Here is a 20,329-nt window from a genome sequence, read left to right as displayed (position 1 = left end):
GCGCCTTAGTCCAGGAGGAGCGCAGGCTCCTCCAGGATGGCTGCGACGTCGGCCATGAAGCGGGCGGACAGGTCACCGTCCACCACGCGGTGGTCGAAGGATCCGCCCAGGGTGGTGATCCACCGGGGAATCACCTCTCCGTCCAGGACCCACGGCTTCTGCTTGATGGTTCCGAAGGCGACGATGGCAACCTCGCCCGGATTGATGATGGGCGTGCCGGTATCGATGCCCAGGGCGCCGATGTTGGTGATGGTCAGGGTTCCGCCCTGCATCTGCGCAGGCTGCGTCTTCCCGGCCCGGGCCGTGGTGGCAAGGTCGTTCAGCGCCAGGGCCAGCTCCTTCAGGGACAGGTCCTGCGCGTTCTTGATGTTGGGCACCATGAGGCCGCGCGGCGTGGCGGCTGCTATGCCCAGGTTCATGAAGTGCTTGACCTGGATCTCGGCACTGCCGTCTTCGTTGTCAACCCAGGCTGCGTTCACGCTCGGGTTCCTTGCCGCGGCCCAGATGACGGCCTTGGCCAGGATAAGCAGCGGCGACACCTTGATGCCCTCGAAGTCCCGGGAAGCCTTGAGCCGCTTGACGAATTCCATGGTGCGGCTGGCGTCGACGTCCACGAAGATGCTGACGTGCGGTGCCGCGAAGGCGGACTCCACCATCGCCTTCGCCGTGGCCTTGCGGACGCCCTTGACCGGAATGCTCTCCACGCGCTGGTCCTGCGGCCTTCCGGCCGCGCCCCAGAAGCCGTCCGCTTTGTCCAGTTCGGCGTCGCGCTGGGCCTGGTAGCTGACCAGGTCCTCGCGGGTCACCTCGCCGCGCGAACCGGTGGCGACGACGTCGGCGAGGTCGATGCCGAGGTCGCGGGCAATCTTGCGGACCGGGGGCTTGGCCAGCACCCGGTTGACCAGGCCCGTGATGGTGCCGCCGAGGGTTGGCCGGGTGTCGACGGCGGCAGGGGCGCCTGCGGCAACTTCGGCCGGCGTGCGGGGCTGGACCGGTTCGACCTCGGGGGCGTTTACCGTCACGGCGGCGGACGGCGCGGTCTTCCGGGGCCGGCGTTTGACGGCGTCGGCCTTCGGCCCGGAACCCACCAGGGGTGCGTTGGAGGTTTCGCCCGCCTCCCCTGCGTCCACAGGCAGCTTGCCGTAGAGCGGCTGGGTGGGGGTGACAGGAGCAACGGCGGCCTGGGGTGCGCGGACATCGGCGGGGGTGGGGTCGCCGGAGACTTCGTCGCTGACGCTGATGATGGCGGTCCCGACGTCGACAGTCACCCCTTCCTCCACCAGCAGTTCGGTGACGGTCCCGGCGAACGGGGACGGCAGTTCCACGATCGACTTGGCGGTTTCGATCTCGCAGATGACGTCGTTGATGGCCACCGTGTCGCCGGCCTTGACCTTCCAGGAGACGATTTCCGCCTCTGTGAGGCCCTCGCCGACGTCGGGCAGGTTGAACTTGTTAAGGGTCATGGTGTCCTCAGTAGGAGAGGGCGCGGTCCAGCGCCTCCAGGATGCGGTCGATGTCCGGAAGATAGTCTTCCTCCACCTTGGCAACGGGGTAGGGCATGTGGAATCCGCCGACGCGGATCACCGGCGCCTCGAGGGAGTGGAATGCCCGCTCGCTGATCCGGGCGGCGATTTCGCCCCCGATTCCGCCGAACGTGGGGGCCTCGTGTGTCACGATCAGCCGGCCGGTCTTTTGGACGGAGGCGGTGACGGTGTCGAAGTCGATGGGGGAAATGGACCGGAGGTCGATGACCTCGATGCTCCGGCCGTCCTCCTCCGCTGCATTGGCGGCCGCCAGCGCCACGGGGACCAGGGGTCCGTAGGCCACAACGGTGGCGTCGGTACCCTCCCGAAGGATGTGGGCCTTGAACGGATCCTCCGACGGCCCGGGCGCCTCCACGTCCACCTCGCCCTTGAGCCAATAGCGGCGCTTGGGTTCGAAAACGATGACGGGGTCCTGGCACTCCACGGCCTGCTGGATCATCCAGTAGGCGTCATGCGGGTTGGACGGGGTGATGATGCGCAGCCCGGCCGTATGGGCGAACAGGGCCTCCGGGGACTCGGAGTGGTGCTCAATGGAGCCGATCCCGCCGCCGTAGGGAATCCGGATGACCACGGGCACGTTGAGGTTGCCGTTGCTCCGCGAATGGATTTTGGCCAGCTGGGTGGTGATCTGGTTGAAGCCGGGGAAGACAAACCCGTCAAACTGGATTTCACAGACCGGACTGTACCCCCGCAGGGCCAGGCCGATGGCGGTGCCGATAATCCCGGACTCGGCCAACGGGGTGTCCACCACACGGTCCGGGCCAAATTCCCCGATCAGTCCGTCGGTAACACGGTAAACGCCACCCAGCGGCCCGATGTCCTCGCCCATCAGCAACGATTTGGGGTTGGCGGCGAGGGTGGCGCGAAGGCCCTCGTTGATGGCCTTCGCGATGGTCATTGTGGTCATCAGTGGCCTGCCTTTGCTGCGTGCCCGGCGGATTCTTCCCCGCCGGCGAATCCTGCGCTGTATTCCTCGAACCATGCCAGTTCCTCGGCCACCAGCGGGTGGGCCTCCCGGTAGACGTTGGCGAAAGCCTGCCGGATGTCCGGGTTCTCAAGATCGTGGGCAGTGCGCCTGACGTAGCCGGCCAGGTCGTCGCCGTCGGCCTTGACCTTGGCGAAGTAGGCGTCATCTGCCAGGCCTTCGGCCCGCAGGTACTTCTCCAGCCGGGCCAGGGGATCCTTGGCCCGCCAGGCGTCTTCCTCCTCGGAATGCCTGTACTTGGTGGGATCGTCCGCCGTGGTGTGCGCACCTACCCTGTAGGTGAAGGCCTCAATGAGGACCGGCCCGTTGCCCTGGCGGGCGTGCTCCAGCGCCCACTCGGTGACGGCGTGCACGGCGATCACGTCGTTGCCGTCCACCCGGATGCCGGGGAAGCCGTATCCCTTGGCGCGGTTGGAGAGTGGGACGCGGGTCTGGACGTTGGTGGGCACGGAGATGGCCCAGTGGTTGTTCTGGCAGAAGAACACCACGGGGGCCTTGTAGGAGGAGGCGAAGACCATGGATTCGTGGACGTCGCCTTCCGAGCTGGCGCCGTCGCCGAAGTATGCGATGACGGCGGCGTCCGGTTCCTTGCCTGCTGTGTTCGATGCGGCGGCGAGCTTCTGGTCCCGCTGGATCCCCATGGCGTATCCCACTGCGTGAAGGGTCTGCGCGGCCAGGACGAGCGTGTACAGGTGGAAATTGGTGTCCTTGGGGTTCCAGCCGCCGTTGGAGACTCCCCGGAACTGGCGCAGGAGTTCGGCAAGGTCCACGTTCCGGGTAAGCGCCACTCCGTGCTCACGGTAGGTGGGGAAGATGTAGTCCTGCGGCTGGCTGGCCCGCCCTGAACCGATCTGCGCCGCCTCCTGGCCTGTCAGCGGCACCCACAGGGCCAGCTGGCCCTGGCGCTGGAGGGCGGTCGCTTCGACGTCGAACCGCCGGATCGCGGCCATATCGGCGTACAGGCCGCGCAGGTCATCCGCGGTGAGCTTGTCCGCGTAGCCGCTGAAGACAGGATCGGTGCCCAGCTTCCCGTCAGGATTGAGAAGCTGCACCATCTGTGCCGCGGGCTCACCCATGACGGCTTCAGCATCGGCTTCCCGCTGGTCGTCTACCGCTGTTCCGTCGAACTCGGTGGAAGGCAGATGAGTGCCCATACCGTCTCCTTGCTTGCCGCATCCGGATGCAATGCAATGTCGCTGGGATATATGCCGCTAACGGAATACATTCCCGGCACGGCATATATATTGGCTTACTGATCCTAACTTTATCTTCGGTAAGTAGCCGGAGGGCTACTTGTTAAGTGCTAGGAAGTTGCGGGCGCCTTTGTATAGTCGGCACACAATTGGAGGAACCGCGTATTGGCCTCTGGCTCTCCGATGCTGACCCTCACGCCTTCCCCGGCGAAGGCCCGCACCGACAGTGCGCGCGCTCCCGCCAGCTCCGCAAAGGCGGCACTTTCGGCCCCAAGCGCGAGCCACACGAAGTTGCCCTGGGCGTCGGGGACGCTCCAGCCGAGGTCCCTGAGGCCGTTAAGCACCCGGCCCCTCTCGTCAACGAGCTTTTGTACCCTTTCCACAACCAGGCCATAATTTGCCAGGGACACCACCGCTGCCTGCTCGGCTATCTGGGACACAGCGAATGGTGTCGCGGCGACCCTCAAGTACTGGGTCAGCCCGGGGTGGGAGACGCTGTAACCCACGCGGAGCCCTGCCAGGCCGTGCGCCTTGGAGAAGGTCCGGAGCACCACCACGTTCGGATATTTCCGGTACAGCGCGATTCCGTCCACGGCGCCTTCCGCCCTGACAAACTCCTGGTAGGCCTCATCGATAACCACCACCACGTCAGCCGGGACGGACCGGATGAAGGCTTCGGTTTCGGCCGTGTCCAGGGCCGGGCCGGTGGGGTTGTTAGGTGTGCAGAGAAGGATGACTTTGGTACGGGCACTCACAGCCGCCGCCATGGCTGCGAGGTCATGCCGCCCGTCAGCCGTGACGGGAACCTGGACACTTTCGGCGCCGGCCAGGCCAACACTGATCGGGTAAGCCTCAAAAGAGCGCCACGCATAGATCACCTCGTCCGCCTTCCCGTCCTCGTTCTGGCCGGCAAAGGCGGCCAGAATCTGGTTCAGCGCCCCCAGGCTTCCCGCTCCGGTGACGATGTCGTCGGCGGGCACACCAAGAAATTCCGCGAGCGCCGCGCGAAGCCTGCTGCTCAGGGGATCGGGATACCGGTTGAAGTCTGACTGGTTGGCGATGGCTTCCAGTACTGCCGGGATCGGCGGCAACGGGTTTTCATTGGAAGACAGCTTGTAGCTGGCCAGACCGCTGACCGCGGCCGGCGGCTTTCCTGCCGCGTAGCGGGGCAGCCGGTCCAGCACCGGGCGCGGCGCAATTCCGCCCGCCCGGGTTTCAGGTGAAGTCATGGCCTCTAGCCTACGTCCAGCTCCCGCAGGGATCCGGAGAATGCGGGGCACAAATTCCATACCGTTCCCCCCAGGTTCTCCGGGGAACGGTATGGAAGCATGGTGGCATGGGTTCCTTCATCCTTCGGGTCGTCGTTAACGCCGCTGCGCTCTGGGTGGCCAGCTGGGTCCTGCCGGGCATGGACATCTCGAGCACCGCAGCATCCGACGCCGTGGCCAGGACCGGGATCTCACAGGACACCGAAACCATTGGGATTGTCCTGGCCTACCTGTTCATCGGCCTCATCTTCGGCGTCGTCAATGCCTTCGTGCGGCCGCTGGTGCGCCTCCTCGCGCTGCCTATCACCATCCTGACGCTTGGCCTGTTCGCCATAGTCATCAACGCGGCCATGCTGTATCTGACGGCCTGGATCAGCAGCTATACGCCGGTCCACCTCACCATTGATTCCTTCTTCTGGACGGCGCTGCTGGCCGCGATCATCATCTCGCTGGTGTCCCTGGTGGCGGGACTGCTCCCGGGAGGCAGGCGCTGACCCGGGCCGCACCGCCTCCGATGTGAAGAAGCCACCACGGCGCCCTGCCGCCAAGTAGCCGGCGGCCGGCGAACAGGTACCTATCAGGTGCCGTTCCCCGAAACAGCAGCAAAAACTTCAGTACCAGCCACCCATGACCCCTGCGCGGGGGCTGCCTAGGCTGCACATCGGGTCGAGCACGGCCCGACGCTGTCAGTTCCGGAACTTTGGGGGCAAGGTATGAAGCCCATCAGGATATTTCTCGCTGCCTGCCTGCTCCTGGCATGGCAAGCCGGCCCGGCACGCGCGGAATCCGGAGGCCTGCCGCACGGCCCGGCGGGGCTGGGCAATGACATCTCCTGGCCGCAATGCGGCGCTGATCTTCCTGCGCCGCCGCCCTTCGCGATCGTCGGGGTGAACGGCGGGCGTCCCGATACCGCCAACCCCTGCCTGGCCGCCCAACTGGCGTGGGCGGGCCAAAGTGCGGAGGCGGCAGGCGGCACACCGGCGGCAGTATATGTGAACACTGCCGCGACCGGGCCTGCGGAGTCTTTGTGGTGGCCGGAAGGGAACACCTACGGGGAAACTGCCGTCAGCAACCCGCATGGTTTGTGCGACGGCACGCCGTCCCCTGCCTGCGCCTACGTGCATGGCTATGCCATGGCCGCCAGGGCAGCCGACATCCTGGCGGCAGCGGGACAGGACATACACCGCATGTGGTGGCTGGATGTGGAATTTGGAAACAGCTGGCTGTGGGACAAGGCAGTCAATGCAGCCGAACTGGAAGGCATGACGGCCTACCTGCAGGCGGCCGGGGCGGAAGTGGGGATCTATTCAACCGGGTATCAGTTCAACGGGATAGTGGGTGACGTCGGTCCCGGCAGCAATCTCTACAATCTCCAGAACTGGCTGGCGGGCCCCTACTCTGCAGAGTCGGCAGAGGAGTATTGCGGGGCTCCCCCGTTGACGGCCGGCGGAACTGTCACCACAACGCAGTTCACGGAAAACGACCTCGACTACAACTTCCGGTGCCCTTCCGCCGTCCCGCCACCGGCCCCACAGCCGGCTGCCCCCGCCCCGCAACCCGAAAAGCTGCGTTCCAGCCGGTACGTGGAATTGCACGCGGCACTGATCTCCTGACGCCTGCCGCGCTTGGCGAGAGTACCTAGCGGGCTCCCGGTTGTGGCCGCCCGGAAAAAGGGTCCCTGCGGTCCTTGGGGACCGCCGGCGGCGGGGTTTTGGTCAAGGCAAAGCGGGTGGCTGTGGCCGCACCTCCGGCACCGAGCACTCCGTCCAACACCGCCGTCGATTGGACCAGTGATGGATCCTTGCTGGCGCCAACCAGGCTTGCCGCTTCCTGATAGCCCGTGAGGCTGTGCCCGGGGCCCAGCCCGGCGTCTTCCCCGCCGCGCACGTAGAGGTCGTTGGTCATGGTTACGGTGACCTGGTTCCTGGCGTCCCGGTTCGGCATGCCATCGCTGCCGGGTACCCAGTCTGTTCGGTGCTCCAAGTGAAGGGTGCTGACATCGGGGGATGGCGTGATGCGCGAGACCGGCGACCCGGCGGTCAGGACGTATCTGAGTCGATAATCCCGGAGGAAGCCTTCGTCAGCGGCCAGATTCATTGCATGGATGCCACCCTGGCTGTAGCCGACAGCAACCACGTCCGCCCCGGGTTCCGCCCCGGCAGCACGCAGCGACTGGATGACAGCGGCATTCACTTGTTCGGACTGTCCTCCCATGCCGTCCACGATTCCCCCCAGATCAAAGGGATTCGTTCCACCGTCGGATTCATTGACCTGGGTCCCGGGAACCACCACAACGTAGGCCTTCCTTCCGCCGGCATCCACTTCAATGACTTCGACGTAGCCGCTTCCGCGGGCCTCGATCAGCTGCACCCGCTTAAGCAGCCCGGCAGGACTGGCATCCAGATCAATAGGCACACTCTCTTCCCGGGTTGCCGTCACCGTCCCCGTCCGCAGTGAGGGGATATTTTTTTCGACCAAGGGCTTGATCGCGGGAAGGACCAGCACGGCATTTGCCGCCAGCATTTCAGTGGCATCCCCGTTCAGGAACCCGGTCCGCCAGAAGTCCACGTGCTTTTGGAACTCAACGTCGGGATCTGAGAGGCCGAGCCTCCACTGAAGATGGGCAGCGGATTCAGCTATCTCGTACTCGCGCCTGCAGCTGCGCACCTGGCCGCTGATCCGCCGCAGTTCCCGGTGGACCTCCTGGACGGCGTCCTTCGCCTCCCACACTGCCATGAGAGCGGCGGTTCCCGTACTTCGCGGTTGGTTCTGGTGCGCGCCAAGCTCCTGCCAGGCGGCGAAGAGTCCAGCCTCGATGGCTGCCAGCCGCTCGGCGAGCAGGTCGAGCCTTCCAGCTCCCTGGTCAAGCTCGTCCAGCTGGACAGTAATGCCGCCCACCCCGCCGGAGACTGTGAGGTTGCCGTCGGGAGGTGGCGGCAAGACCCGGATGGGTCCTCCCGATCCGGACGGCGTGACGTCAGCCATCACAACCGCCAGTCGGGTGAACAATCGGATGTCAAAGCTGCGCTGGCATGCGCAGCCACTGCGGCAGAAGCTTCCCGGATCCGGTCCAGCGCCCTCCGCAGCGCCACCGCCTGCAGGCTGACGGAGTTTCGGTAAGCCTGCCCGGCCGGTGATTCCCAGTCCACCAACTGGATCTCGTGAAACCCGGCCATCACTTCTTCAGTCCTGTCCGAGCACTCCGACACCTTCCTGCCCACCTCCTGGACCCCAACGCTGACAGCCAGCCCGTTCCCCCAGATCCCGTCCATCGGACCGTCCCCGCTTTCGCCCCAGCCTCCCCGGCCGGATAATCCGTCCCAACCTTGCCGCTCCCCACGCTAGGCATCTGGCCCTGGCCGCGTAAGCGCCGCCGTCGGCTATGTGGACAAGTAACGTGGACCACCACGCTTAAGGCGGCGCCGGACTTCATGAAAGAATCAGCTCATGCCTGAAACTGCCGCCACAGCTGACACCCGTACGCCCTCAGGACGCCTGGCCCTCGCCGCGTCGTCGGAAAAGATCGCGCTTGGACCCTTGGACGGCCGTTACCAGTCCGCCGTCGCGCCCCTCGTTGACTACCTGTCCGAGGCCGCCCTGAACCGGGACCGTGTGGCCGTCGAAGTGGAATGGCTCATCCACCTGACCAGCAACAACGTCCTCCCCGGCGCCGGCCCCCTGAGCACGGAGCAGCAGGACCAGCTCCGCGCCATCGTCACCGAATTCGACGCCGCATCCGTCGCCGAACTGGCTGAGATCGAAGCCGTGACCGTGCACGACGTGAAGGCCGTGGAGTACTACATCGGCCGGCGCCTTCCCGGAATCGGCATCGAGAACCTGACCGCTATGGTCCACTTCGGCTGCACGTCCGAGGACATCAACAACCTGTCCTACGCTTTGGGCGTCAAGGGTGCCGTCGAGGACGTGTGGCTGCCGGCAGCCCGCGCCCTGGTGGCGCAGATCAGCAAGATGGCCGAGGACAACCGTGCCGTTCCCATGCTGTCCCGCACCCACGGGCAGCCGGCCACCCCCACCACCCTGGGCAAGGAACTGGCAGTCATCGCGCACCGCCTGACCCGTCAGCTGGACCGGATCGCCAAGACCGAATACCTGGGCAAGATCAACGGGGCCACCGGCACCTACGCGGCCCATGTGGCGTCCGTTCCCGGCGCCGACTGGCAGCAGGTTTCCGAGTCCTTCGTGGAGGGACTGGGCCTGACCTGGAACCCGCTCACCACGCAGATCGAAAGCCACGACTGGCAGGCCGAGCTCTACGCGGACGTCGCGCGCTTCAACCGGATCCTGCACAACGTCTGCACGGACATCTGGAGCTACATCTCCATTGGCTACTTCGCGCAGATCCCCGTCGCGGGCGCCACCGGCTCATCCACGATGCCGCACAAGGTCAACCCCATCCGCTTCGAAAACGCCGAGGCAAACCTGGAGATCTCCTCCGGCCTGCTCGATGTCCTGGGCTCCACCCTGGTGACCTCCCGCTGGCAGCGGGACCTCACCGATTCCTCCAGCCAGCGCAACATCGGCGTCGCCTTCGGGCACTCCCTGCTGGCCATCTCCAACGTGGCCAAGGGCCTGGAACGCCTGGATGTGGCCGAAGACGTCCTGGCAGCGGACCTGGACACCAACTGGGAGGTCCTGGGCGAGGCCATCCAGATGGTCATGCGCGCCGAGGCGATTGCCGGCGTCGAAGGCATGGAAAACCCCTATGAACGCCTCAAGGACCTCACCCGCGGCCAGCGCGTGGACGCTGCGCGCATGCAGGAGTTCGTGCAGGGCCTGGGCCTCTCCGCCGAGGCTGAGGCACGCCTCCTGGCCCTCACGCCCGGCAAGTACACCGGCATCGCGGACCAGCTGGTGGACCACCTGAAGTAAGCCCCACCAAGGGCAGGAACGTACGACGGCGGCGCCGGGCCCGGGAGGGTCCGGCGCCGTTCGTTTATCCGGGCGGGGCGTGCCTCCCGGACGCGGGTGCAGGCGTTTCGGCAGCACCGCGGCGGAGTGGGAAACTGGGGTTATGAAGTTGCTCCTGATCCGCCACGGCGAAACCCCCGGAAACGTGCTGGGCCAGCTGGATACCGACCACCCGGGACCGGGCCTCACCGAACTGGGCGAGCGGCAGGCAGAGGCTATGGCGCGGTCGCTGGTCAACGAACCCATCGGCGCCCTCTACGCTTCCACGCTGATCCGCACCCAGATCACCGCGGCACCCCTGGGCAGGCTCCATGGCCTGGAAACCACGGTGCTGGAAGGGCTGCACGAAATCGAGGCCGGAGCGCTGGAGAAGCTCACGGACCACGAGTCGCATAAACGCTACATGGGAACGGTCATTTCCTGGGCTGCAGGTGAACTGGACAACCGGATGCCCGCAGGACCCAACGGGCACGCGTTCTTTGACCGGTTCGACGCCGCGATCGCCAGGGTGGTGGACAGGGCATCCGGGCAGCACGGCACGGTGGCAGTGGTGAGCCATGGTGCGGCCATCAGGACCTGGGCGGGCCTGCGGGCCGACGGCATCGACCACGAATTCGCCGCCAGGCACGTGCTGGCCAATACCGGAATCGTGGCGCTGGAGGGTGACCCGGACACCGGCTGGAAGCTGATCCATTGGGAAGGCAGCCCTGTGGGCGGCCTCGCCCTGGCGGACCCTGCAGCCGAGGACCCGACGGGCCGGGACGCAGCTGCCCCCTAGGCCTGCTGCCGGTGGCGCCGGAAAGGCAATGCCCGCGCGGCAGGACATGGGCCCGCGTCCGCGCGGCCGCGCACCGCGGGCATGCCCCGGCGGACGGCCGGGACCCCGGGAATCAGCCGCGCCGCCATCGCTGCGGCCTCTCCCGCCGTCGGCCGTTCCGTGGGGTCCATGGCCGTCAGGGACCGCAGCAGGGGGACCCAGTCCCCGAGGTACTCCGGGACATCCGGTGACCGCAGGGTGCGGGCCACCAGGGATTCGATGGCGGTGCCCGGAAAGGCTTTGGTGCCGGTGAGGAGCTCCAGCAGGACAAGCCCCATGGAGTACACGTCCCAGGAGGGCGCCACGGTGCCGCCGGAAGCCTGCTCGGGACTCATATAGTGCACTGTCCCGGACGAAACGCCGGGCTCGGGCGCCGAACCGGTGGCAGCGGCTATGCCGAAATCGATGATCCGGACGGGACTTCTCCGCAGGCCGCTGAGCATCAGGTTCGCGGGTTTGATGTCGCGGTGCACCAGCCCGCCCGCATGCAGGTGGGCGAGCGCACCGAAGAGGCCGCGGGCCCAAAGTGCCACATCACCGGACCCCGGGCGTTCCGCGCGGATGACTTCGGCGAAGCTGGCGCCAAGGGCCAGTTCCTCCACGAGGTACGGCCGCCCGGCGTGGGAACCGCTGCCTGCCACCACGCCTTGGTCCACCAGGCTCACGATGGACGGATGGCTGAAGCGGGCCAGGGCGGCGGCTTCATTCCGGATGCGCTGGTGCTGCTTCCGGCCGCCGGCCGCCGCAATCTTCACCGCAACGTCCGGACCGCCTTCCAGGTCCTCCGCGCGAAACACTTCGGCCGCGGATCCCCTGCCCAGGCGTTCCCTCACCTGGTACCGGCCGGCAAGGGGCACTCCGCTTGCCAGCAACGAATGCGCCGGCGCCGCAGCCTCCGATCCGTTGGCACTCATGCGGAGAGGGCGGCGGAAGGACGCGGGCCGCGGGGGCCGGTGGTCCAGGCGTCGAGCTGGAACCCGCAGGCGCAGCGCCACACGGGCGGAAGCTCATTGCCTACCGGGGCAGTCGGGGCAAAGGTGTAGCTGGCACGCTCCCACCCCAGCGCCGGCGTCACGAGCTGCATCGGGTTACCGCAGTGGACCGGGCTGTTTCCCTGCGGCGCTGTGGTGCCGTCCAGGGTGGATCGCGTCAGGTCCGTGCGGGCATCCGGAAGGGTCACACCCATGGTGGGTTTACGCGGTGGAACTTCGGTGTAAGAGACCAACACACTCACGACTCCGTTGGGAAGCAACTTCGGGAACAATCGTAAGCTTACATATAACTAGGGGAACTAGCTAGTCAGCCTAGTGAATTTTTAATTCTTCTTCCCGAAGCTGCAGCGACTCGGTCATGCACTGCAGGAAGTCGACCACGATGCGCGCCTCCTCGGCACTCAGGCCTTCCGCAACTGCCATCATGCGGCGATGCATGGCACCGAGCGTCTCCCGGACCTCCTTGTCAGACTCCACGGTGGGGACCACCACCACAGAACGACGGTCCGACGGGTGCGCCTCGCGGCGGACATGCCCACTGGCCACCAGGCGGTCGATCAGCGAAGTAGTGGAAGCGCTAGTAATATTGAGGAACCGGCTGAGATCCTTGGGGACAACCTGCTTGCCCGAGGCCTGGACCCTCAGGAGGTACCGCAGGGCGAGAATGTCCGTTTCGCCCATGCCCATGGAGTCCCTGGTGTTGCGGCGGATCTCGGTCTCGGCTGCGCGGTAATCGCGGAGGGCCTTCAATACCGCCGCGCTGTAGTCCAGTTGCCCGTCGGGTCCGTACCAGTAGCCGGATCCCTCGTTGCCCATAGAAACCATGCCATCATTTTAGACCAACTGGTAACTAGACTGCCAAGTAAGTCAGCTGATGATCTGCCGCGGGAGATTATCCGGGTGCTAACCGCGAGGAAACACCTGCGTAACCCGCCACGCCTAGCCTTGTCAGGCATACCCCTCCGGCGAATCGAGGCAGATATGCAGACCAATCCCAGGCTCAACATTCGGCAGGTCTCCTGGTCCAACCCCGTGGGCGCCGACCTTCGCCGCGCACAGCAGGCAGAACTCGACGCGCGCTTCGGCCGGCCCGACCACGAACCCGGGCCGCCGCCGTCGGGCGCCGACTGCGCCGTCTTCCTGGTGGCGTACGACAAAGGATCCGGGCAACCGGTGGGTTGCGGCGGCCTGCGGCTCCTGGACGGAACAACCGCCGAAATCAAGCGGCTCTATGTGCTGCCGTACACCCGGGGCTCCGGGGTGGCCAGCTCCATCCTCGCGGCCCTTGAGGCTGAGGCGTTCAGCCAGGGCATTACCCGGATCAAGGCCGAGGCCGGGTCTGCCCAGCCCGACGGCCGGAACTTCTACGAAAATTCGGGATTCGAGCCGATCCCGAACTTCGGGCCGTACGCCGGTGTGGAGCACTCGCGCTGCTACGCCAAGCGCATCAACGCCCACAGCGCCGCGCAGACCGCCATGGCCTAGCGCCCGTCCCGAAGCGGGGCCCTGCCTGGGCCCTGCTGTTGGACGCCAACGTTTCCTTCCGGTTTACGCCGAAGGCCCCAATCGTTTTCCCGACAGGTCCAAAGTGGGAAGCCGGGCTGTTTATCGAATCGATAGCTATAACAGCCCGGTTTTTGCCATGTCCGGCTATAGGCTGTGCGGACATGCTCTGATTCCAGCCCAGAAATGAGTCCTGATCGTGCGTAAATTGCAGACTTTGGTTGCCGCCGCCGTTGCCGCCACCCTCCTCGCCGGCTGCGGCGGGGGCAGCACCCCGCCCGCGTCGACCGGTGAAGCCTCTGGAGCTCCCGCGGGAGCGTCCGGGGACACCCTGGTGGTCTACACCAACTCCAACGGCGAGGGCCGGGGCGACTGGCTGGCCGCCAAGGCGGCGGACGCCGGGTTCAAGATCGAGATCGTGGGAGCCGGCGGCGCCGATGCCACCAACAAGCTCATTGCGGAGAAGAACAACCCCATCGCCGACGTCGCGTTCGGCCTGAACAACATGTACTTTTCCCAGGTCAAGAACGAGGGCGCGCTGGAGGCATACCAGCCGGCGTGGGCCGGCGAGGTGGACAAGGGCCTGGGCGACGGGGAGACGTACTGGCCCCTGGTGAAGCAGGCCATCCTCCTCGGCTATAACTCGGACAAGATCTCCAAGGACGCCGCGCCAAAGGACTGGACGGACCTGTGGACCAAGGACGAGTTCAAGAGCCGCTATGAGCGGGTCACCGGCCTGGGCACCGCAACGGCGCAGCTGGTCTTCGCCGGCATCCTTTCGCGGTACCGGGACGACTCCGGGGATTTGGGGATTTCCGACGACGGCTGGAAGCAGGTTGAGCAGTACTTCAAGAACGGCAGCCCCGCAGTGGCCAAGACCGACCTGTTTGCCCGCATCGCCTCCGGCGACGTGGACATGGGCCAGATGCCGTCCTCGATCATTGCCGACCGTGAAAAGTCCTTCAAAGTGAACGTGGATACCGTCACTCCCTCTGTGGGGGTCCCGCTTGCCGTGGAGCAGATCGCGCTGGTGAAGGGGACCAAGAAGAAGGACCAGGCGCAGAAGTTCATCGACTGGTTCGGCAGCGCAGAGGTGCAGGGCGAGTTTGCCCAAAAATTCAACTCCATGCCGGTGAACAAGGGCGCCCAGGCGAAGGCCAACCCCGAGGTGGTGGACTTCTTTGCCGGACTGAAGCAGCAGGACATCGACTGGAACTTCGTGCAGAAGAACATGGGCGCGTGGGTGGAGAAGATCGAGCTCGAATACATGACGTAACCCGTCCTGCCAGCCGCCGTTTCCGCGTTCCATCAGACAGGGTTGCCATGATCCGCTTGGAAAACATCGAAGTTACCTTTGGCGATTTCACCGCCATTCCGCACCTGGACCTGCATGTCCAGCCAGGCGAATTCTTCACCCTCCTGGGACCCTCCGGCTGTGGAAAGACGACGGCGCTGCGCACCCTGGCCGGCTTCATCCAGCCGGCCAGGGGTACGGTCCGGGTGGACGGGAAGGACGTGACCCGCCTTCCGAGCGACAAGCGGCAGGTGGGCATGGTGTTCCAGAACTATGCCCTGTTCCCGAGCATGAGCGTATGGGAGAACATCGCCTTCGGGCTCCGGGTCCGGAAGGAAAAGCCTGCCGACAGCGACCGCCTGGTGCGCGACATTGCACGGCGCGTGGAACTCAGTGACGAGCAGCTGGCGAAGAACGTGGCAGAGCTGTCCGGCGGCCAGCAGCAGCGCGTGGCTGTTGCCCGTGCCCTGGTGCTGCGGCCCAAGATCCTGCTGCTGGACGAGCCGTTATCCAACCTGGATGCCAAGCTCCGGCACCAGCTGCGCCAGCAGCTCAAGGACCTGCAGAGCGAGTTCGGCATCACCACCGTGTACGTCACCCACGACCAGGATGAGGCCCTGGCCATGAGCGACCGGGTGGCGGTCTTCAACAAGGGAGTGGTGGAACAGGTTGGGACGCCCCAGGACATCTACGATCAAGCCGCCACGGAGTTCGTCTGCAATTTCATTGGCGACAGCTCAGCCCTGACGCCGGACTTTGTGGCGGAGGTCAACCGGCTTTCCGGGGCCGGCCTCAGCACGGACGCCAGGTCCTACCTGCGCGTGGAAAAGGCCTCACTGGACCGGCCCACGGACGGAGGGACCGCCGTCGGGCTTCCCGCCACCGTGGTATCCCGAACCTACCACGGCCTGCACAGCCGCTATGTGGTCCGCAGCCACGGCGCGGACATCCGCCTCCTGGTCCGGGAAGACGGCGGTGCGCACCCTGGGGCCGGGACGGCCGCAACGGTTTACGTCCAGCCCGGGCACATCCTGCAGTACCATCCCGAAACCGGTGCCGCACTGGCACGGGACCGGGCAGTTGCCCTGCCATGAGCGCCAACAACCCGGTGCGGAGCATGGCCCGCTCCCCGTTCGTCCTGGTGGTGGGGGTCATCCTCACCTGGTTCATTGCCGCGTTCCTGGTATGGCCCAACGTGAACATCCTGATCGCCACTTTCTTCCCTGACGGCAGCTTTTCGGGCCGCGCCGCGGAGAAGCTGTTCTCCTCGCAGCGGGCCATGAAGGCACTGGGCAACAGCTTCCTGCTGGCCGTGGCACTGTCCGTCACGGTCAACCTGGTGGGCGTCTTCATCGTCCTGGTGACGCATTACTTCAGGATCCGCGGCTCGAGGATCCTGTTCCTAGGCTATGCCTCCACCTTCATCTACGGCGGCATCGTGCTGGCGGCGGGGTACAAATTCATCTACGGGGACAAGGGCATTGCCACGTCGCTGTTGGTCCGGGTTTTCCCCGGGATGGACCCCGGCTGGTTTTCCGGGTTCTTTGCCGTGCTGGCGGTCATGACCTTTGCCACCACCACCAACCACATGCTGTTCGTTGCCAACGCCCTCAAAGGCATCGACTACCAGACCATCGAGGCCGCGCGGAACCTTGGCGCCTCCACGTGGACCATCCTGCGCCGCATTGTCCTGCCCATGCTCAAGCCCACGCTGTTCGCCGTCACCATCCTGTCCTTCCTCACCGGCCTGGGCGCCCTCAGCGCCCCGCAAGTGCTGGGCGGCCGCGATTTCCAGACCATCACCCCGATGATCCTGACGTTCACCAACAGCCCCACCTCACGTGACCTGGCAGCGCTGCTGGCCGTGATCCTTGGCCTGGCCACCATGGTGATGCTCGCCGTCATGTCCCGGCTGGAGAAGGGCGGTACCTACTTTTCGGTGTCAAAGGTCTCCTCCGAGCTCCAGAAACAGGACATCGCCAACCCCGTCGCGAACGTGGCCGTGCACGCCGTCGCCTATCTTCTCTTTGCCGTCTACACCCTTCCCGTGGTGCTGATCGTGCTGTATTCATTTGCCGACGGCGCAGCCATCCAGACCGGACAGCTCTCGTTTTCCAACCTGACACTGGACAACTACATCCGCGTCCTCACCCAGCAGTCCGGGCTCCGGCCGTTCATCGTCAGTGTGGTGTACAGCGCCCTGGCGGCGGTCATTGCGGTCGGCGGCCTGCTCTTCGTGGCCAGGCTCCTGCAGAAGTACAAAAACTGGGTGGCCTCAACGTTTGAGTACCTGCTGCACATCCCGTGGATCCTGCCGTCGGCGTTGCTGGCCCTGGGCCTGATTGTCAGCTACGACCATCCCAATCCCCTGGTGGGCGGCGCCGTCCTTACCGGGACAACGGTCATCCTGCTCATCGCCTTCGTCACGGTGAAGATCCCGTTCACCCTCAGGATGCTCAAGGCGTCCTTTGCGGCCGTGAACTCTTCCCTGGAGGAGGCTGCCGCCATCATGGGTGCCAAGACGCTGTATGTCTTCCGCCGGATCCTCCTGCCCCTGGTGCTTCCGGCGGCGGCAGCCATCACGGCCCTGAATTTCAACAGCCTGCTGGACGATTACGACACCGCCATCTTCCTGGCCCATCCGCTGGTGCAGCCGCTGGGCCTGGTGATCAAGGCCAACACCGACGGAGCCGAAGGCACGGAGGGAATCGCAAACACCTTCGTCTATACGGTGCTCCTCATGGTCATCACCGGGGTGACGATGTATCTCGTGTACGGCAGGTCCGGCCGGCGGAAGGGCAGGAAGCGGCTGCCCGCGGCCGCGCCCGCCCCGCAGGTGCCCGGCGCCGGACTTCCCGACGCACAGGCGCCTGGCGGGGACGACGCCACGCGCCCGGCCGCCGCCGTCCGCTGACTATCTCCCCGAACCGCTGCCGACGGCGGTCCGCGCGTTCCGCCGTCGGGCCAGGCTGAGCAGGCGGTCACGCAGCGGCTGGGCACGGTCTGCCAGGGCAACACGCATCATGGCTGCCGATGCCCGGCTCAGCGCCTGGGTCCGCAGCCGGCGCTGCCGGCTATAGGCGGCTAGCGCCCTCTCCTGGGGAAGGGTGTTCAACAGGTCCGCCAAGGTCACAGCGTCAACAAGGGATTCACAGGCCCCGCGGCCAAGGTTTGGAGTCATGGCGTGTGCTGCATCGCCCACCAGCACGGCGGCGCCTCTGACGTAGGACCGCAGAGGCGGCGTGGTCCAGATCCGCTGCGCGAGTGAGAGCTCCGGAACTGTGGCGACGAGCACCTGCCGGATAGCCGGAGCGTGGCCTGCGAAACGCTGCCGCGCTTGCTCCAGGGCCAGTTCAACATCGATGCCGGAGGGGCCCAGGTCGGAACGCCAGCTGGCGTACCAGTTGGTTCCCCCAGGGGAGGCTGCGATCCCGAAAAGGTCACCTTTCCCCCAATACTCCCCTACTGCATCGGGATCCACGGGCGCCGGAATGGTGCCCCGCAGCGCGAGGCAGGATGTCACCCTGGCATCTACAGCGGCGCCCCAAACCTGGCGGCGGACTGCGCTGTGGACACCGTCTGCACCTACTACCAGCCCTGCCTCGGCGGGTAGCTCCCGCAGGTGCCTTGTGACCCTGGAAACGCTACGAGGAACGGCTGACTCGAGGAGCCGCAGCAGGTCCACCCTGGATATCCCGAACAGCTCACCGCCGTTGACTGTCATCCACGGTTCGCCTGCCGCGTTGCGGATAGAACCACTGCCAAGGACGGGGCTCACCTCCCGCGCCTGCGCGAGGATTCCCACCCGCGCCAGCGCCCGCTGGGCGTTGGGCCACATGGCCAACACCGTGCCGACCGAGGGCAGCTCCGGCCGTTTCTCGTAGACCGTCACGTGGAAGCGGCTGGGGTCCAGGGCTGCCGCTAGGGCCAGGCCGGCGATGCCGCCGCCAACGATCGTGATCGTTTCCATGCACGCCATTTTACTACTTTTGTAGTAAACTGAAAGGGGTCCCATTACACTGATTCCATGCCGGACCGACGCACCCTGTTGCTTGACGCTGCCCTGGCCGTGGTGGCGGAGAAGGGCATGAAGGGCCTCACCCACCGGGCCGTGGATACCGCCGCCGGCCTGTCGGAAGGCACTACGTCCAACTACTACCGCAACCGCGCCGCTCTGGTTGACGCCGTCCTGGACCGGCTGCTCGAGCTGGACGCCGCGCTCCTCCGCGAGCAGGGACCTGCCGGTCCGCCAAAGGATGCCACTGAACTGGCAAACCAGCTCGCCTCCATGGTGGTGATGCTTGCCGGCAGGCACGGAGGCCTGACCCGGGCCCGGCTGGCGCTTTCCCTGGACAAGCCCGATTCCGTGACGGCCGGCCACTTCCAGCTGGTGGGCGGCCTGGAACACGCCCTTGCCGCGCTGGGTGTCCAGGATGCGAAGGCCCGGGCCCGGGACGTGGCCGACTACGGCGACGGGGTGCTGCTGCACCTGCTCACCGTCAGGCGTGACGAACAGCCCGACCCTGCCGCCATCGCGGCGGCCGTCCGGCGGCTGGTGGGCAATTGAGCCCCGCCCAGCCGGCCGCCGTCGTACTTCCCCCGCCCCTTTAGGCCGAAGCGGGCCAGCCCGTGTATGCCTCGGCCAGGTAGGCCTTGCCGTGGCGGGAGGAGACCACGGAGTTCAGTTCGCCGAGCTGGCGGGCGCGGGAGAAGTCGTCCGCGTCGGCCGGGGTGTGCAGCATGGTGGTCATCCAGTAGGAGAACTGCTGGGCCTTCCACACCCGGTCCAGGGCGCGGTCGCTGTAGGTGTCCAGGAGCCGGTCCGAGCCGGAGTTGTAGTGGCTGTCCAGCCCTTCAAAAAGGAACTTGACGTCGTTGATGGCCAGGTTCAGGCCCTTGGCGCCGGTGGGCGGCACGGTGTGCGCAGCATCGCCGGCCAGGAACAGGTTGCCGTGGCGCATGGGAGTGTGGACGAAGCTGCGGAACGGCAGCACCATCTTTTCCAGGACCGGGCCTTCCTTGAGTTCGAAGCCGTTGCCGTTGACGCGGCTGCGGAATTCCGCCCAGATCCGGTCGTCATCCCATTCCGCCACGTTCTCCTTGGGATCGCACTGGAAGTACATCCGCTGGACCGTCTCCGTGCGCTGGCTGATCAGGGCGAAGCCGTTGGCCGAGTTGGCGTAGATCAGTTCGTCGGAGCTGCGCGGCGCCTCGGCCAGGATGCCGAACCAGGCGAAGGGGTATTCGTGGAAGTACCACTTGCGGTGGGCCTCCGGAATCTGGAACCGGCAGTGGCTGCGCGAGCCGTCCGCGCCCACCAGGAAGTCTGCCTGGATCTCGTATTCAACGCCGTCGGGGTCGGTGAACCAGACTTTCGGCTTGCCTTCCAGGTCATGGACGGTGGTGTCGGTGACGCTGTAGCGGACGTCGCCGCCGTCGTCCTTCCGGCGTGCGGCGAGGTCCAGGAAGACGTCCGTCTGCGGGTACAGCCATACGGACTCGCCTACGAGGTCCTTGAAGTCGATGCGGTGGCTCTCGTTGTTGAAGCGCAGCTCGATGCCGTCGTGCCGGTCGCCGTCGCGCAGCACCCGGTCGGAGACCCCGCTGTCCACCAGCAGGTTGACGGTCCCATGCTCCAGGATGCCGGCACGGACCGTGTGGGAGATCTCCTCGTGGCTGCGGATCTCGATCACCGTGGACTCGATGCCGGCCTTTGCCAGCAGGTGGGAGAGCATCAGCCCCGCCGGACCGCCTCCCATGATGGCTACCTGGGTGGTGATGATCTTTCGTGCCATGGCTGCTTC

The 20,329-nt window shown here is 65.9% G+C and carries 19 protein-coding genes; 9 read left to right on the top strand and 10 right to left on the bottom strand.

Features of this window, described 5'->3' with window-relative positions:
* Window positions 1–5: 5 nt before the first annotated feature.
* The 4 genes from ACFVTD_RS11325 to ACFVTD_RS11310 form a co-directional block, all read right to left on the bottom strand.
* Window positions 6–1,463 (bottom strand): dihydrolipoamide acetyltransferase family protein, encoded by a 1,458-nt coding sequence (locus ACFVTD_RS11325; RefSeq protein WP_387562465.1) that lies wholly within the window; start codon window positions 1,461–1,463, stop codon window positions 6–8.
* Between the two features lie 7 nt (window positions 1,464–1,470).
* The gene (locus tag ACFVTD_RS11320; RefSeq protein ID WP_387562462.1) at window positions 1,471–2,451 is read right to left on the bottom strand and encodes an alpha-ketoacid dehydrogenase subunit beta; all 981 of its coding nucleotides are present in this window, start codon (window positions 2,449–2,451) and stop codon (window positions 1,471–1,473) included.
* Complete coding sequence (gene pdhA, locus ACFVTD_RS11315) at window positions 2,451–3,683, bottom strand: pyruvate dehydrogenase (acetyl-transferring) E1 component subunit alpha (RefSeq protein ID WP_387562459.1); 1,233 nt, start codon at window positions 3,681–3,683, stop codon at window positions 2,451–2,453. The genes ACFVTD_RS11320 and pdhA overlap by 1 nt, the downstream gene beginning before the upstream one ends.
* A gap of 149 nt (window positions 3,684–3,832) precedes the next feature.
* Window positions 3,833–4,951: a histidinol-phosphate transaminase gene (locus ACFVTD_RS11310; RefSeq protein WP_387562457.1), complete on the bottom strand. Its 1,119-nt coding sequence runs from the start codon at window positions 4,949–4,951 to the stop codon at window positions 3,833–3,835.
* Window positions 4,952–5,058: 107 nt separating this feature from the next.
* Between ACFVTD_RS11310 and ACFVTD_RS11305 the strand changes: the two genes are divergently transcribed.
* A complete protein-coding gene (locus ACFVTD_RS11305) occupies window positions 5,059–5,484 on the top strand; it encodes a phage holin family protein (RefSeq protein WP_387562454.1) in 426 nt (141 codons plus the stop codon).
* Window positions 5,485–5,703: 219 nt separating this feature from the next.
* Window positions 5,704–6,603 carry a hypothetical protein gene (locus tag ACFVTD_RS11300; RefSeq protein ID WP_387562451.1) on the top strand — a complete coding sequence of 300 codons (900 nt, stop codon included), beginning with the start codon at window positions 5,704–5,706 and terminating at the stop codon, window positions 6,601–6,603.
* A gap of 25 nt (window positions 6,604–6,628) precedes the next feature.
* Here the strand turns inward: ACFVTD_RS11300 and ACFVTD_RS11295 are convergent, their stop codons facing one another.
* Complete coding sequence (locus tag ACFVTD_RS11295) at window positions 6,629–7,975, bottom strand: hypothetical protein (protein ID WP_387562448.1); 1,347 nt, start codon at window positions 7,973–7,975, stop codon at window positions 6,629–6,631.
* A gap of 462 nt (window positions 7,976–8,437) precedes the next feature.
* Between ACFVTD_RS11295 and purB the strand changes: the two genes are divergently transcribed.
* On the top strand, window positions 8,438–9,880 hold the full coding sequence (purB, locus tag ACFVTD_RS11290; RefSeq protein WP_387562445.1) for an adenylosuccinate lyase: 1,443 nt from the start codon (window positions 8,438–8,440) through the stop codon (window positions 9,878–9,880).
* A 142-nt stretch (window positions 9,881–10,022) separates the two neighbouring features.
* A complete protein-coding gene (locus tag ACFVTD_RS11285) occupies window positions 10,023–10,697 on the top strand; it encodes a histidine phosphatase family protein (RefSeq protein ID WP_387562442.1) in 675 nt (224 codons plus the stop codon).
* Here the strand turns inward: ACFVTD_RS11285 and ACFVTD_RS11280 are convergent.
* From ACFVTD_RS11280 to ACFVTD_RS11270, 3 genes are all read right to left on the bottom strand, one after another.
* Window positions 10,694–11,650, bottom strand: coding sequence for a serine/threonine-protein kinase (locus ACFVTD_RS11280; protein WP_387562439.1), 957 nt, complete (start codon window positions 11,648–11,650; stop codon window positions 10,694–10,696). The genes ACFVTD_RS11285 and ACFVTD_RS11280 overlap by 4 nt on opposite strands.
* Window positions 11,647–11,922: a hypothetical protein gene (locus ACFVTD_RS11275; protein ID WP_387562436.1), complete on the bottom strand. Its 276-nt coding sequence runs from the start codon at window positions 11,920–11,922 to the stop codon at window positions 11,647–11,649. Before ACFVTD_RS11275 ends, ACFVTD_RS11280 begins: the two co-directional genes overlap by 4 nt.
* A gap of 118 nt (window positions 11,923–12,040) precedes the next feature.
* Window positions 12,041–12,553, bottom strand: a complete 513-nt coding sequence (locus tag ACFVTD_RS11270; protein WP_387562433.1) for a MarR family winged helix-turn-helix transcriptional regulator — start codon at window positions 12,551–12,553, stop codon at window positions 12,041–12,043.
* Between the two features lie 156 nt (window positions 12,554–12,709).
* Between ACFVTD_RS11270 and ACFVTD_RS11265 the strand changes: the two genes are divergently transcribed.
* From ACFVTD_RS11265 to ACFVTD_RS11250, 4 genes are all read left to right on the top strand, one after another.
* Window positions 12,710–13,213 (top strand): GNAT family N-acetyltransferase, encoded by a 504-nt coding sequence (locus tag ACFVTD_RS11265; protein WP_387562430.1) that lies wholly within the window; start codon window positions 12,710–12,712, stop codon window positions 13,211–13,213.
* Between the two features lie 217 nt (window positions 13,214–13,430).
* Window positions 13,431–14,507 carry an extracellular solute-binding protein gene (locus ACFVTD_RS11260; protein WP_387562427.1) on the top strand — a complete coding sequence of 359 codons (1,077 nt, stop codon included), beginning with the start codon at window positions 13,431–13,433 and terminating at the stop codon, window positions 14,505–14,507.
* Between the two features lie 47 nt (window positions 14,508–14,554).
* The gene (locus ACFVTD_RS11255; protein WP_387562424.1) at window positions 14,555–15,619 is read left to right on the top strand and encodes an ABC transporter ATP-binding protein; all 1,065 of its coding nucleotides are present in this window, start codon (window positions 14,555–14,557) and stop codon (window positions 15,617–15,619) included.
* Complete coding sequence (locus ACFVTD_RS11250) at window positions 15,616–17,439, top strand: ABC transporter permease (protein ID WP_387562422.1); 1,824 nt, start codon at window positions 15,616–15,618, stop codon at window positions 17,437–17,439. Before ACFVTD_RS11255 ends, ACFVTD_RS11250 begins: the two co-directional genes overlap by 4 nt.
* Here ACFVTD_RS11250 and ACFVTD_RS11245 read toward each other — a convergent pair whose 3' ends face one another.
* Window positions 17,440–18,495, bottom strand: coding sequence for an FAD-dependent monooxygenase (locus ACFVTD_RS11245; protein ID WP_387562419.1), 1,056 nt, complete (start codon window positions 18,493–18,495; stop codon window positions 17,440–17,442).
* A 57-nt stretch (window positions 18,496–18,552) separates the two neighbouring features.
* Here ACFVTD_RS11245 and ACFVTD_RS11240 point away from each other — a divergent pair, with 57 nt between their 5' ends.
* Window positions 18,553–19,092, top strand: coding sequence for a TetR/AcrR family transcriptional regulator (locus tag ACFVTD_RS11240; protein WP_387562416.1), 540 nt, complete (start codon window positions 18,553–18,555; stop codon window positions 19,090–19,092).
* Between the two features lie 40 nt (window positions 19,093–19,132).
* Here the strand turns inward: ACFVTD_RS11240 and ACFVTD_RS11235 are convergent, their stop codons facing one another.
* The gene (locus tag ACFVTD_RS11235; RefSeq protein WP_387562413.1) at window positions 19,133–20,320 is read right to left on the bottom strand and encodes a 4-hydroxybenzoate 3-monooxygenase; all 1,188 of its coding nucleotides are present in this window, start codon (window positions 20,318–20,320) and stop codon (window positions 19,133–19,135) included.
* Between the last annotated feature and the right edge of the window lie 9 nt (window positions 20,321–20,329).

Source organism: Pseudarthrobacter sp. NPDC058119 (assembly GCF_042884655.1).
Taxonomy (GTDB): domain Bacteria; phylum Actinomycetota; class Actinomycetes; order Actinomycetales; family Micrococcaceae; genus Arthrobacter.
Note: the sequence above shows the minus strand (reverse complement) of the source record. Positions and strands in the feature narration are given on the sequence as shown.